Genomic DNA, 14,564 nt, shown 5'->3' with positions numbered 1-14,564 from the left:
TATCGGTGCCAAAACAATATCTTTCTCATCGCTGCTTGATTGCACCACCTGATCTTGCTGATGATTTCTTTGCCAATACCGTAATCTATCTTGCTCGTCATGATGAAGATGGTGCGCAAGGTATTATTATCAATCGACCTTCAGGTATTCAAGTCAAAGAACTTTTAAATGACTTAGAAATTGAAGCAGATAATGTGCATCCGCATGAAGTCCTACAAGGTGGTCCATTACGCCCTGAAGCGGGTTTTGTGATTCATACAGGACAACCAACCTGGCATTCATCGATTGCCGTAGGTGAAAATCTGTGTATTACCACCAGCAAAGATATTTTAGATGCGATTGCACACAACGAAGGTGTTGGTCGTTATCAAATTGCATTGGGCTATGCCAGTTGGAGCAAGAATCAACTTGAAGACGAAATTACCCGTGGTGATTGGCTGATTTGTGATTCAGATATGGATTTGGTCTTTAATTTGCCTTATACCGACCGTTGGGATGCGGCTTATCGTAAAATAGGGATTGATCGTACTTGGTTATCTTCTGAGATTGGACATGCCTGATTTAAATTCCCCACAACTGATTATTGCATTTGATTTTGGTACACAAAAAACGGGGATGGCTGTAGGTTCTTCCATTATTGAAAGTGCAACACCACTTGCACTTTTTCCAATGAAAGATGGCATCCCCAATTGGGATGAACTGCTGAAGATCATCAAACAGCATCAACCGAACTTATTTCTAGTCGGCTTACCATTAAATATGGATGATTCTGAGTCAGAATTATCCACACGCGCACGTAAATTTGCACGACGTTTACGTCATCAAACCAATATTGAAACATTCATGGTCGATGAACGCTTAACCACACGTGAAGCACGAGATGAACTGGATCATTACCAAGCTCAAGGACGAGCAAAAAAATTAGCAGCGGATAGTATTGCAGCTGCTTTATTTATTGAAAGCTGGTATCGAAATCCTGAAGGAATTACCCCTTAAACTGAGCATTAAAATGTCTAAAACCTATGTCATCTATGGTGTAAGTAAAGGCTTGGGACAAGCCATTCTACGCGCAGTACCTCAAACACAAGATCAGGTTTTTGGTATTTCACGTTCTCAACCTAAGTGTGACCTTGCTCATTTTAAATGGATTTCTGCTGATTTATCAAAACCTGAGCACGCTCGGGATTTAGTTAAAAATCAAATTCAAAATCAGCGTATAGATTTTCTGATTTACAATGTCGGGATCTGGGAGACAAAAGCCTTTCAAGCAGATTATGACTTTGAACAATGCACTGACCTTGAAATATCAAATTTGATTCATACCAATATTCAGTCCTGTATTTTGGCAATTCAATCCTTGATTGAGAATCTTAGACTGTCCCCAAATGCAAAAATTATCTTGATTGGTTCAACGTGGGGACTAGAAAATCATAGTGGCAAAGAAGTGGTTTTTTCAGCCAGCAAATTTGCCCTCAGAGGCATTGTCCACGCTCTCCGAGAAAGTTTACGCAAAGACCAGATTGGGGTGAGTATATTAAATTTAGGCTACTTAGCGACTGAATTTGATCTGGATACATCTGTAGATGAAGTTTTACAACAGAGTGGTCATGAGTTAATTCCCTTACAAGATGTTATTCTTGCGATTAAATTTATATTATCGACCAGTCAAGCCAGCTGTGTTAAGGAAATTCATATGCCCGCTATGGCAGACCTAAACTTATAAAAAACCCATTTTTCAATGGGCTTCAAGATCAAAGTTTAACGATGGATGCTAGTTATTTTTTTACTTGTTCTAAAATATGTACCGTCACGGTACGCCCTGCGACAAAGGCTAATGAATCATGGGGCACTTCATCTAAAATAATCTTCACAGGTACCCGTTGGGCCAAACGTACCCAGCTGAATGTTGGATTTACATTGGCCAATAGACCCGATGAAGTGGTCCGTTCACGATCTTCAATCCCTGAAGCAATCCCTTGAACATGGCCTTTATATTTCAAAGAATCGCCCATAAGTTGCACTGTTGCAGGATCACCTAGATGTATTTTATTGAGTTTGGTTTCTTCAAAATATCCCACAACATAGAGCTGTTTACGATCAAGTAAAGCGGCAACAGCCTGCCCAACTTTGACATAATTCCCTGCACGCAAATCAAAATTTGATAATGTTCCATCTGCAGGTGCAATCACTTCTGAACGTTGCATATTCAATTGAGCCAAATGCACACTACTGGTTGCTGCCTCAATCAAGGCTTTTTGTTGTTTAATATTGGCTTCTGCTTGTTGTACTGCAGCTTGCAATTGCTGATGCTCTGCATGAGACTGATCTCGTGTAGCAAACATTTGATCTTGTTCTTGTCTAGAGATCGCACCATTCATCAGGTCTGCATATCGATGTGCATTTTTCTCCGCAAGGTTAATATTGGCTTTTGACTTCACAATATTGGCTTTTGCCTCAGCAAGCCCCGCTTCTGCCTCTGCCAGTCCTGATTGAGCCTTTGCAAGATCTGATTTTGCTTGTTCCACATCTAAAGCTTGACGTGCTAAATCTATTTTAAAAAGTACCTGTCCTTTTTTTACCGTTTGGTTATCTTGAACCATCACCTCTGTGACTAAGCCTGCAATATCAGAAGACACTTGAATGACATCACCACGTACACGTCCATCACGTGTCCAAGGTTCTGCGTTGTAGTAATTCCAAATATGAAGCGCACAAAATATCGCAATAATCACCACGATAGCCAATGATATAGGCCGTATTGCCTTACGTATATCAAACGTATTCATTTCAATTTTCCAATCATTAAACTTAAAAGTAAATCAGCTATACTCAATGGCTAAGTCGTCACCTGAATAAACACCCAATGAATCGACCATAATAAAATCAAATAGATACAGATATTAAAAATTCCAGGTAATGCAATCCATTCTTTTTCAACCAAACGATCTGTACCAATACAGACCACTTTCCAAATCATGAATGCCAAAATTGCTTGAATTAAAAATATTGGGACATATACGCCATAAATGTTGAGCTCACCCATTTTTATGCTCCCAATAGAACAGTTGAAGGTTGGGCATCAACCAGATGAATATGACAGATGCTATTGCGAATATTATTTACAGAAATCTCTATGCGCTGTCGAATATCTTGGTCGCCTACCGCTTGAGCTTCCTCTAGGACATGAGCAAATTGCTGAATCAGTGCTTGTCGTAAGTTGTTATCAGGCTGAGCTAGTGCTTTTTCAATTAACCACTGATTGAGTAAGCGCTGTAATTCAAAAATTGCACTGGTTGTTGCAGATTCAGGAGACAATTTTTTGACCAACTCCTGCAAACGGGTTAAATCAATAGCAGCACTTGATTCAATCAAAGCATTATTAATTTCAATTTTGAGTTGTTCTGACTGAATCAATTTGGTATTTAACACGCCAATACGATCAAGCATACTGCGTAAATGTATTCTAAAGCCTGTTCCATAAGACATCGCAATACTTTCACGCAAAGCTTTATAGTGTAAAGCCAACATCCGCTTTACTGTCATTTCAGGTGACATTGAACGTACCATTTGCATGATACAAACCGTGATAATCGGCCCAATCACGGTCGCAATTGAAGCATCAAAAAATGTGATCTGGTCCATTAAATAGCGATTTTGTAGATTTAATCCCATGATGGTACTCATAATCAGAGGTAAACCCAGTACATGTAAAGGCGGATGCAAATACAACATCACGCAAAACATAATAAACGGTGCTAATACAACGGCCAATTCCCAAAATGCTGTGATATGGGGGAAAATCCCATAAGCATAAATAAAAACCAAAATAGCGGCATAAATACTGGAGCGGATAAATATTTTTAATGCAGGTACTGGGTCATCTAAAAAGGTCAAAATACATGCTGTAATTGCGGCCATTTCTGCCACCATAAACCCCATTTTCCAACCACTTAAAATCCAAAATGCACAAGCAATATTGGTTGTTAAAAATGCCGATACTCCGCCACGCACGGCTATTCCATAGTCACGATGCAAACTTGGATAGGTCGTGGTTAACGGTACTATTGACTCAGGTAAGCTATGATTGCCTTGTTGCATACATTGCCAAATAAACTCCACTGCACGAACATTTTGAATAAAATGGCGAATATCCATTTTTAAACTGCCCAACATTACCTGTTGTTCAGCTGTTGCATGCTCAGTGATCGTTTGAAATTCTTGGTCAAAATATTCAGGCAGATGCTTAAGCTCATTCTCAAGAATGGCATGTTTATTTGCTAAAAAGTCATCAACTTTTTGGTGAAACTCAAGCAGATACGGACGATAATTTACATCAATTTGATCCAGTTGCTTTATTCGTTCTGACATTGCGACCAAGTTAGCCACTAACATGGTCACTTGATGTAGCAACTCTTGTAGTGGTTTGGTCATGCCTTTAAATTTTGAAGTTTCATAACTTAAATGCACAGCCATACTATGAATATCTGTCGTATCACGAGTGATATTGGTCAATAGTTGAGTGTAATTATCCGAATGTGCAGGATCAGACAAGATTGAGTCAAAAGCCTGTTTGGTATCTTGCATAGTTTTAGTGACACGTAGCTCCACCACAGGCCCGATATGCATAGGAAATATGGTGGCAGATACCACTGCACTACACACAACACCCAATGAAATTTCTAAGAACCGCCCAACTGCCATGTCAAAAATGGACACTGTCTCAATATAAAAAATTGAGTTAAAACAGATAATCACTGCGGTATAACCCGCTAACATCACCACATAACTGCGTGGTGATCGATCAATTAAAGATAAATAAAGACAGCCCCCCACCCAAGTTGCCAGTACAAAAGTAAATAACCAAGGTGTATTGACCAAGTGGGGCATCACTGCGATGGCAAAAATTGCTCCGATCAAGGTTCCTAAAATTCGATAGATACTTTTAGACGCCATCATCCCTGAGTAAGGATTGGCTATCACAAAGACAGTACCAATCGCCCAAATCGGATAGCTCAAATTAAGTTCAAATGCAATATAGAGTGCCAGCATTCCTGCAATGAAAGTTTTGCTCGCAAAAATCCAATCGAGTTTATTGGGTCTAAAAGCCAATAAGGGTTTGATCAGTAACATGCAAGCAACTCACTATAAATTCAATTTCATTGATTTTCTCTTTCATATCTAGCTCTGTAAGATCTAGAAAGCTAATATTCACCACTTTTATGAGGGTTTGTTGTGTACATCACATTTCTTTTCTTAGCGACCAAAAAACCGCACTGCTTAGTCAAATAAACAGTGTGGTTTAAAAAAGGATGTGAATAGAAGAACAAATTTAGGCATTTGTTCAAATACAACGATTGAGTAGAGAAGGACTCAATTTATGATAAAAATTTACACTTTTAAAAAAGTATAGATTCATCATGGGATATTCATATGAGCAATAATCTCAAAAAAAATGCAATTAATCAACAAAAATATCTCATATTGATAATTTATTAGAATAAAATTTATTTTAATGTTTAAATATAATGCTTTTTCTCAAAATAGCTACTAAAGTTAAAAATGTAGAATCATTTGCATTTACAATGCAAATTCCGCTGTTTTTTCTTGAACAATTTGTTATAAAGTAACATTCATTATTTATTTTTTTTGATTCTCACTAATTGAGTAGGTCATCAATGGCACTTTCCAGTTTTGGCAAAATTCTCACCGTATTGGATTTATTTTCGGTGTCTCGCCCAGTAATTAATGTCGATGTGATTTGTGAAGAGCTTGGTTTATCAAAACCAACTAGTTACCGCTATCTGAAAGAGTTAGTTTCGGCTGATATTTTGCAACGCTTAAATGGGACTTCAGGTGATTACACCCTTGGACCTAAAATTGCTGTGATGGACTATATTTCTAGAACCACAGATCCACTGGTTCAAATCAGCAAACCGTTTATGCAAGAAATTTCAGAGCGCACAGAACTTTGCTGTTTACTAACACATTTAAATGATGACTATTGTATTGATGTTCATCATGAAGTGTATCGTGATGAAACTTTACTATCTTATGGTCGTGGTTGCCCTCGTCCCGTATTCATGGGCTCTTCACCTAAAGTGATCATGGCGCATTTATCTAAGCAGAAAATTCATGAGTATTACCTTCGCTTTGCAACTCAATTAACTGAAGTTGGTTTTGCTGAAAATGAAGAAACCTTTGTCAATAAAATGAAAAAAATAAAAAAACAAGGATATTATTTTTCACAAGGCGAACTTGATCCAAATGTTTCTGGCTTATCTATCCCAGTGAAGTTTTCAAGTAAAGAAGCTCCTTTAGCGCTGACCGTGCTTGCTTCAAAAAATCGTTTTGAATACGTCAACACTCCAAAATTGATTGAAACACTGCAAGAGTCTGCTGCGCAGATTGAAAAACGCTATCAGGCACTCTCTGCAAATGACCAATTATCTGAATTTCACCCATAAATGAAATAGGGTTGATAATTTAACATTTTGTAATGTTTTTATATCTTGATAATGTTTTTATATTCTCATAATATGATTATGTTCTTCAGTAACCCATGATTTTTGGATATTGTTTTTACGGAAACAATTCCTCCTCAGAGTAAAAAAGCCTATGTGTTCATACATAGGCTTTTTTATTTGCACATCTTTTATCCATCAAGTTTACTTTTGAGCCACTAAAAAAATAATTAGAGTAATTGGCGAATCATTTTCATTCGGGAATAATCTAAAGCATCCAATAACAATGATGCATAATTTTAATTAAGGAATGCTATGAATATCCTCATCGTGCATGCACATCCCGAACCACTTTCGTTTACTACGGCCATGAAAGATCATGCTGTTGAGGTCTTGGAAAAATTAGGACACCAGGTTGATGTTTCAGACTTATATGCCATGAACTTTAATCCAATCGCATCAGGTGATGATTTTTTAGAATTGAGTAATCCAGAATATATGAATTATGCTTTGGAACAACGTCATGCTTGTAAAAATAAGCAGATCTCTGAAGATATTCAAATTGAAATTGAAAAAGTACAAAGAGCAGATTTAGTCATTTTGAGTTTTCCCATGTACTGGACATCTGTACCTGCAATTTTAAAAGGCTGGATTGATCGTGTATTCGTTTCAGGTATTTTCTATGGTGGCAAACGTTTTTATAACCACGGCGGCATGGTCGGGAAAAAAGCCTTATTAAGCTTTACCTTAGGTGGTCGTGAACATATGTTTGGTGATCATGCGATTCATGGTTCAATTGAAGACTTATTACTGCCGATTCAACGTGGAACTTTAGCTTATGCAGGCTTTGACGTACTGCCTCCATTTACGGCTTACCATGTCCCATATATTTCTAACGAAGCACGCCAACAAATCCTGCTAGATTATCAGCAATATTTAGAGAATTTAGAAAATTTACCTGCTTTAGTGTTCCCTAAACTTGAACAATTTGATGACAAACTTTACCCACTTGGATAAAAATAACGAAAGGTCAAATTTACACGAGGCGCTAAAATTCGCGTGGATTTAGCGAGGGTATGTTTCCAATAACGTTGGGTCTGCCCTTGCATCACAATCAACTGACCACTATGTAAAAGTAAATCTACTTTTTTAGCTTTCCACTTGTGCTTAAAACTGAATTTTCGAGTAGCACCTAAACTCAATGAAGCAATCACCACATTGTGGTTGGGCGCTTCCAGTGATGGCTCATCATCACTATGCCAACCCACGCCTTGTGAGCCATTTTCATATAAATTTGCCAGACAGGAATTATAAGTGTGCCCTGTGAGTTGCTCGATATGCTGTTTGAGTCGATATAAAGCAGGATTCCAGATATGGGCTTGTTTTGCCATACCTGAATAATGATATTGGTAATCCTCATCGCCATACCACACCACTTTGCGCTCAGTTTTATAATATTGACCATGCAAATAAACTTCATCATGTTGCCAAGCCAAATGCTGTAGAAAATAATTTAAATATTTTTGACTTTGTTCATGATCCAAAACTAAGCCAAAGTCTTTTACTACCCCATCATAAGGCAGTAAATTATCTTGTGCTTCAGGTTCAAATAAATCTAAATTCATTGTGTAAAATGAGCTACTGGTTCATCCAACAATGAATCAATATTGAACATGAAACAAGTCATTTTTAATCAAAATTGAACAACTTTAATATGAAGAATAGCAGTTCATATCAAGGCGTCTAAGCCTATTTAGCCAAATATGGCGAAGTCCCACCTCCATGGAATTTGCACTAAAATACCATCCTTATTCAATAGGATGGAGAATGGGAAAAAGAGAATCACATATGATGTATTTAGATGAATTGATGAGTCAGCAAAAATGAGCTTTGCTGAAAAAGTCAACTATTTGTATGGTTATCTAGTAGCACCAGGTTGGTATCAATGGCTTTCACTTTTTATGGGATGATCATCCATATGATATGGAAGATGAAGACTATCTCAAGTATTTTGAAAAGCTTAATCAACTCGGATTTAAATTAGCAGATCAATTTCAAGAGGATTTTAATCGTGAAGATTTGGACTAGTATAAGACTAGCATTAAAATCTTTCACAATTCAAAACATAGCAATCACTTGTAGCAAAGTTTATTCAGCTTTAGACTAAAACCAAGCTGATAAAAAGCAAAAACCTATGAATTTATGGCAATTATTTCAAAAATTACGCCCCTTTGTACGTCCCTACCGCTGGCTTGTCATCGTCACCTTAGTGTTAACGTTGATTGGTTCACTCACCGCTCAGGTCAATGCGCTCACACTTAAATATGCTGTAGACAGCATTAACCAACTGATCCAAGCAGGACAAGGCCTAGCGGATGGATGGCACATTATCATTACCATTACCGTGGTTTTATTGGCCAAAGAAGTCATCAATGCAATTGTTCAATTTGGGCAAAAATCATTCGGTGAAAAACTCAGAATTTTAATTTCACAGGACCTATCTCAAGGCATTATCGAAAAATTTATTACCTATCGATTGGCCTTTTTTGATCAGAAAAATAACCAAGCAGGAAAATTACAAACTCGTATCGACCGTGGCGTTAGCTCACTCACTCGACTGGTGCAAATATTTTTTATTGATATTTTACCGTTATTTACCAGTGCAATTATTGCTTTAGCCCTAATGTATTATGCCAATTTTTGGGTAGGTGTGGTTGCGACAATCATTGTACCAATTTACTTTTGGCTGACCTTTAAACAATCACAAAAACTTTCTGGCAAACGTCGAGCCTTGCGCGATAACATGGAAAAGAAGAATCAAGGTATTTTGAGTATCATTAACTCAATTACAGTGATTAAATCTTTTAATAAAGAGGCTGTTGAATCCACTAAGCAACTGAATTTACAAAAGTCACTGACTGAAAATCAGATGCAAACTCGACAAACCAGCTATATTTTTGATGGTCTAAAAACCTTTATCGAACAAGTTGGTGTAGTCCTGATCATTATTTTAACTGCTTATTTTGTTTTAGATGGACAAATGAGTATAGGGATGATCATGTACCATGTATTGCTGTTCAATAACGTGTCTGCACCGATCCGTTCTTTGCATCGTATTTATGATGAAATTAACTCGGCAATGATCTACTCAGAAAGCTTCTTTGGCATCTTAGAAGCAGATCATGAAATCGAAGCCAGTGGTTTAATGAAACCTCAAATTCATGGCAAATTTGAATTGGAAAATGTTGATTTTATCTATCCCAATGGTCATCAAGCCTTACATCGGATTAACATGACTATTCAACCCAATAAAATCACGGCCTTAGTCGGCTTATCAGGTGCAGGGAAATCAACCTTAATCAGTCTACTGGATAAATTTTATGCCCCGAATTCAGGCTGTATCAGACTCGATGGAATTGATCTAGGGCAACTCGATACACACTATCTAAGAGAACATATTGGCTTGGTATTGCAAAAGAATCATATTTTCCAAGGCTCAATTTTAGAAAATATTCGTTATGGTAAGCCCCATGCAAGCAATGAAGAAGTCATCGCAGCTGCAAAAAAAGCCTCGATTCATGAGCAGATTTTGAAACTCCCACATGCCTATGAAGCAGATGCCTTGCTGTTGTCTGGCGGACAACAACAGCGTATCGCACTTGCTCGAATGTTCCTCAAAAACCCGCCAATTATCTTTTTAGATGAGCCCACAGCGAGTTTAGATGCCATCGCTTCAGAGCAAATCAAACAAAGTTTAGATGAGATTAAGCAAGGCCGAACTGTGATTATGATCTCGCATAGCCTTTCACAAATTATTGATGCCGATTACACCTATGTGATGAAAGAAGGACAAATCGTTGAGCATGGTGAACATCATGATCTTTATCATCAAGATGGTGCTTATAAGGAAATTTTTGATGCGATGGCTAAAAGCTTAAATATCGAAAAAATTGCACGAACTTTTGAAGATGATAGTGAGGAAGAAACCCATAGCTAGGGATTGTTGACATTATTTTATACCAGCTCACACATTAATGTTAACCTAATTTCGATGTAAATTTTTTGATCAAATATGATACTCGGAAACGTCTTTCGCAACTGTCTGAGGCAGGACTTCATCCTTAAAGTGTTGTTTCTGCGATTCATTGAATGCATTGCGGGTTGTCTTCGAGTTTTGCGGTGAGCAGCGATGTAGCTACGCAAGATAGTTGCCCTTGTGGAGCTTAGCTCCTCATGTTAAAACCAAAGTGGGGCGAGCCTAAGGCTGATCCTGAAATTGAATGAGCACTTAACAAGACTCCGCCAAGAGCATTGCTTTTCAATAAGTTAAATACAGAGTTAGGTCGAACCCATGTTAAGGTTATACTCTTTCAATCACTTGCACTTTTGGTATCGCTAATCATTCAACATAAGTCTATCAGATAGCGATATACATTATCTTTTATGGACTGTTATTCTCTCATACAAATAAAAAGCCATTCTATGTTCTAGAATGGCTTTTTTCTTTTTAAAGTAATGTGTTTAGAGGCAAATCATTTCCATTTTACTGCTTGGACTTCAACCTTTTTAGGATTATCCGTTTCAGCACTACTACAACCACAACCGCCACCACATCCACTCACCATCGCAGGCTGAATCCATTTGGCTAAACGAGTCCAACCTTGCGACTGACAAAATTGAGCCAGCTTAGAAAACACCGAATACGCTGACTTTGGGAAGACTTTCTTAAATACAAAAATTGCACTCCAAATCACCAATACCGCAATAATCAATAATTCAATCATCTCTAGCTCCTTTGCTTCAAGATTTTGGCTTATAGACCAAAATAACGTGATGCAATTTGATAAGTGAGAAAAGCCATTAAATAAGCCAAACCAAATAAATAAACCGTCATACCCGCAACAGTTTTCCAAGAACCTGTTTCACGTTTCACTGTTGCCAATGTTGCTAAACAATGTGGTGCATAAATAAACCACACCAACAAGGATAAACCTGTTGCAACTGACCAACTTAAATCACCCTGACTGATCAGATGCGATAAACCCTGCGCCACTGCATCATCATCAGTTGCAGATAAAGCATAGACAGTCCCCAATGCCGCAACCACAACCTCACGTGCTGCCATCGCTGGGATTAAAGCAATACAAATTTGCCAATTAAACCCAAGTGGTTCAAAGATTGGGTGCATCACATGCCCCAACATCCCGGCAAATGAATAGTCAATTGCGGGTAATGTTGCACCTTCTGGCGGTTGAGGGAATGTACATAAAAACCATAACAAAATAGATAAAGCGAAGATAATTCCACCAACACGCTTTAAGAAAATTTTGGCACGGTCCAGTAAACCAATCCACACACTTTTTATATCTGGGATGCGGTAACTTGGTAATTCCATCAGTAAAGCATGTTGTGATTTATCTTTCTGGAAAAATTTCAGCACAGTCGCAACAATGAGCGCACTCACAATTCCCGCCATATATAAACCAAAGAGCACTAAACCTTGTAGATTGAGAAATCCCCAAACCATTTTTGATGGAATAAATGCTGCAATCAGTAAGGCATAGACAGGCAAACGCGCTGAACACGTCATCAATGGCGCAACAAGTATGGTCACCAAACGATCCCGTGGATCACTAATACTTCGAGTCGCCATAATTCCAGGCACAGCACAGGCAAAGCTGGATAATAAAGGAATAAAAGCACGACCACTTAAACCAGCTTTAAACATTAATTTATCAAGTAAAAAAGCTGCACGCGGTAGATAGCCAGATTCTTCTAAAACCAAAATAAAGAAGAAAAGAATTAAAATTTGTGGCAAGAATACCAGCACACTTCCTGCGCCTGCAATGATCCCGTCAACCACTAAACTATTGAGCAAAGGTTGGGAGATAAATTGCCCAATCCATCCACCAAACCAGCCAAAAAACTCTTCAATACCGTCCATAAAGGGCGCAGCCCAAGCGAATACTGCTTGGAAAACAATAAACATCATCAGCGCAAGACTGAGAAGTCCTAAAACAGGGTGTAAAAAAATCTTATCGAGAAAATCAGTCCGTTTATCTTCATGATCTAAAAAAATCACCACATCTTTTAAAATTTGGTCAATTTTTTCATGATTAGAACCCGAAAGTTTAACATCACTCAATTCTGTGCTTGGGGTATGGAATTTTTCATTTTCCAAAGCACTCATCAAATTTTCAATACCAGTATTTCGTACAGCAACCGTTTCCACTACGGGAACACCTAAACGCTGTGATAATTTTTGTGTATTGATCTGCATACCACGACGACGTGCTTCATCCATCATGTTTAATACAAGCAGAATCGGTTTGCCTTGTTCAATGATTTCAAGGACAAGCCCCAAATGTAGTTTTAAGTTGGTAGCATCTACGACACATAAAATCGCCTGCTGATCCTTCTCTTCAGCAATTTTACCCAAAACTACATCACGGGTAATTGCTTCGTCAGGACTGGCTGCATTGAGGCTATACGTCCCTGGCAAATCTAGAACACGAACTGCACGACCAGAAGGTAAGTTAAATGTACCCACTTTACGTTCAACAGTTACCCCGGCATAGTTAGCAACTTTTTGACGTGTGCCTGTTAAATGATTGAAAAGTGATGTTTTACCGCAGTTAGGATTTCCCACTAAAGCAATACGTAAAGTTTCGCTCATGCGGGAGCTCCTTCTAATGCCTGATGTATCTCAATTTTCTCGGCTTCAATCTTGCGTAAAGCAAATCGAGTAAAACCGACTTGAATTAGAATCGGATCACCACCAAAAATACCTTTTGTGATCACTTGTACACGTGTGCCAGGCACAAAACCTAGTGTTTCTAAACGACTCGCCACTAAATCTGGCTGATTGACATTATCTTCTGAGGTACGATTGACCTTTGCGATAATGGCAGTTTGCTTTACTTTCAAGTCTGACAAACGCACTGCAATTAACCCTAAAATTTACACGATAGACAGATTATTATACATACAAATGAGAATAATTACCAAGTAAGGTTCGATTACAATTCTCATTCAAACAAAGTATTCGACTTATGTTTTCTTTTAATCTACATTCCATCAACAAATAAATTTTAAACTTCGCTTAAGGCCATGCTAAATAAGAAACCGCGTATCCCTACTGCTGTTACTATTCCTGAAAATTTAGGCTTTTTACAGGGATTCCGTGATTATTTAATTGCGCAAACGGTCAGTCCCCATACAAGAAATGCCTATTTATCCGACTTAATTCAATGTAGTGAATGTGTAAATTCTTACTTACCTGATTGGTCGCATGAAGACATTTCTGATGTTCTTATTGAACTCACCAAACAAGGTAAAAGTCCTCGGTCAATTGCACGTTCGCTTTCGGCATTACGTTCATTTTTTAAGTTTTTACGGGAACAAAAAATTCGCTTAGATAATCCTGTGGCGATACATAAAACCCCAAAAATCGGACGAGCCTTACCTAAAGATTTATCTGAACAAGACGTTGAAGCCCTGATTCAAGCACCCGATGTTACTACGGCGCTTGGTTTACGTGATCGCGCTATGTTTGAAGTGCTTTATGCTTGTGGTTTACGTGTTTCAGAGCTACTTAATTTAAGATTAGATCTGATTAATTTAAAACAAGGCTATTTAAGAATTACAGGTAAAGGGAACAAAGAGCGCCTAGTTCCTTTAGGCGGGATAGCTTGTGAATGGGTGGAAAAGTATTTAACTGAATCTCGTCCACAACTATATAAATCATCTACCGATTATCTATTTCTAACTCAACATGGCGGTATTATGAGTCGTCAAAACTTTTGGTATGCCATCAAGCGTTATGCCTTACAAGCCGGGATCCAAGCAGAACTATCACCGCATACTTTACGTCATGCTTTTGCAACGCATCTTTTAAATCATGGCGCTGACTTACGGGTTGTACAAATGCTTTTGGGTCATAGTGATTTATCAACTACCCAAATTTATACCCATGTTGCACAAATCCGTATGCAACAATTACATGAAAAATATCATCCTCGTGCTTGAAGACTTAGAATGAAACGTATATCGGCAATTTACATCCCTTAATCAAGTTTTAAAGTACAGTATTCAAAATTTTGT

General features: G+C 38.0%; 14 protein-coding genes. 7 read left to right on the top strand and 7 right to left on the bottom strand.

The features are described from left to right. Positions 1-5 precede the first annotated feature (5 nt). From AC4CUY_RS00630 to AC4CUY_RS00620, 3 genes are read left to right on the top strand one after another with little or no spacing between them, the layout of a single operon-like run. The gene (locus AC4CUY_RS00630) at positions 6-560 is read left to right on the top strand and encodes a YqgE/AlgH family protein (RefSeq protein WP_105714632.1); all 555 of its coding nucleotides are present in this window, start codon (positions 6-8) and stop codon (positions 558-560) included. Beyond that, positions 553-996: a Holliday junction resolvase RuvX gene (gene ruvX / locus AC4CUY_RS00625; RefSeq protein ID WP_336952317.1), complete on the top strand. Its 444-nt coding sequence runs from the start codon at positions 553-555 to the stop codon at positions 994-996. Before AC4CUY_RS00630 ends, ruvX begins: the two co-directional genes overlap by 8 nt. 13 nt (positions 997-1,009) lie before the next feature. Continuing rightward, on the top strand, positions 1,010-1,723 hold the full coding sequence (locus AC4CUY_RS00620; protein WP_336952318.1) for an SDR family NAD(P)-dependent oxidoreductase: 714 nt from the start codon (positions 1,010-1,012) through the stop codon (positions 1,721-1,723). A gap of 52 nt (positions 1,724-1,775) precedes the next feature. Here AC4CUY_RS00620 and AC4CUY_RS00615 read toward each other — a convergent pair whose 3' ends face one another. The 3 genes from AC4CUY_RS00615 to AC4CUY_RS00605 are packed head-to-tail and all read right to left on the bottom strand — an operon-like array spanning position 1,776 to position 5,130. Continuing rightward, positions 1,776-2,786: an HlyD family secretion protein gene (locus tag AC4CUY_RS00615; RefSeq protein WP_336952319.1), complete on the bottom strand. Its 1,011-nt coding sequence runs from the start codon at positions 2,784-2,786 to the stop codon at positions 1,776-1,778. Positions 2,787-2,836: 50 nt separating this feature from the next. Then, positions 2,837-3,043 (bottom strand): DUF1656 domain-containing protein, encoded by a 207-nt coding sequence (locus AC4CUY_RS00610; RefSeq protein ID WP_336952320.1) that lies wholly within the window; start codon positions 3,041-3,043, stop codon positions 2,837-2,839. A 2-nt stretch (positions 3,044-3,045) separates the two neighbouring features. Beyond that, positions 3,046-5,130: an FUSC family protein gene (locus AC4CUY_RS00605; protein ID WP_336952321.1), complete on the bottom strand. Its 2,085-nt coding sequence runs from the start codon at positions 5,128-5,130 to the stop codon at positions 3,046-3,048. A 545-nt stretch (positions 5,131-5,675) separates the two neighbouring features. On the opposite strand from AC4CUY_RS00605, the gene AC4CUY_RS00600 reads away from it, so the two are divergent. Further along, complete coding sequence (locus tag AC4CUY_RS00600; RefSeq protein WP_004818582.1) at positions 5,676-6,464, top strand: IclR family transcriptional regulator; 789 nt, start codon at positions 5,676-5,678, stop codon at positions 6,462-6,464. Between the two features lie 312 nt (positions 6,465-6,776). Then, the gene (locus AC4CUY_RS00595) at positions 6,777-7,478 is read left to right on the top strand and encodes an NAD(P)H-dependent oxidoreductase (protein WP_336952323.1); all 702 of its coding nucleotides are present in this window, start codon (positions 6,777-6,779) and stop codon (positions 7,476-7,478) included. On the opposite strand, the gene AC4CUY_RS00590 is transcribed toward AC4CUY_RS00595, so the two are convergent. After that, positions 7,463-8,086 carry an alpha-ketoglutarate-dependent dioxygenase AlkB family protein gene (locus AC4CUY_RS00590; protein WP_336952324.1) on the bottom strand — a complete coding sequence of 208 codons (624 nt, stop codon included), beginning with the start codon at positions 8,084-8,086 and terminating at the stop codon, positions 7,463-7,465. The genes AC4CUY_RS00595 and AC4CUY_RS00590 overlap by 16 nt on opposite strands. Before the next feature lie 569 nt (positions 8,087-8,655). On the opposite strand from AC4CUY_RS00590, the gene AC4CUY_RS00585 reads away from it, so the two are divergent. Further along, positions 8,656-10,458 carry an ABC transporter ATP-binding protein gene (locus AC4CUY_RS00585; protein WP_336952325.1) on the top strand — a complete coding sequence of 601 codons (1,803 nt, stop codon included), beginning with the start codon at positions 8,656-8,658 and terminating at the stop codon, positions 10,456-10,458. A gap of 535 nt (positions 10,459-10,993) precedes the next feature. Here AC4CUY_RS00585 and AC4CUY_RS00580 read toward each other — a convergent pair. Genes AC4CUY_RS00580 through AC4CUY_RS00570 form a run of 3 tightly spaced genes read right to left on the bottom strand, consistent with a single transcriptional unit; the run spans position 10,994 to position 13,403 of the window. Continuing rightward, positions 10,994-11,245: a DUF6587 family protein gene (locus tag AC4CUY_RS00580; RefSeq protein WP_105714628.1), complete on the bottom strand. Its 252-nt coding sequence runs from the start codon at positions 11,243-11,245 to the stop codon at positions 10,994-10,996. Positions 11,246-11,274: 29 nt separating this feature from the next. Beyond that, complete coding sequence (gene feoB / locus AC4CUY_RS00575; protein WP_336952328.1) at positions 11,275-13,137, bottom strand: ferrous iron transport protein B; 1,863 nt, start codon at positions 13,135-13,137, stop codon at positions 11,275-11,277. Further along, complete coding sequence (locus AC4CUY_RS00570; protein ID WP_336952329.1) at positions 13,134-13,403, bottom strand: FeoA family protein; 270 nt, start codon at positions 13,401-13,403, stop codon at positions 13,134-13,136. The genes feoB and AC4CUY_RS00570 overlap by 4 nt, the downstream gene beginning before the upstream one ends. Positions 13,404-13,571: 168 nt before the next feature. On the opposite strand from AC4CUY_RS00570, the gene xerD reads away from it, so the two are divergent. Continuing rightward, positions 13,572-14,489 carry a site-specific tyrosine recombinase XerD gene (gene xerD, locus AC4CUY_RS00565; protein ID WP_336952330.1) on the top strand — a complete coding sequence of 306 codons (918 nt, stop codon included), beginning with the start codon at positions 13,572-13,574 and terminating at the stop codon, positions 14,487-14,489. The last annotated feature ends 75 nt before the right edge of the window (positions 14,490-14,564 follow it).

This window comes from Acinetobacter sp. 778_lipA, from assembly GCF_058242985.1.
Note: the sequence above shows the minus strand (reverse complement) of the source record. Positions and strands in the feature narration are given on the sequence as shown.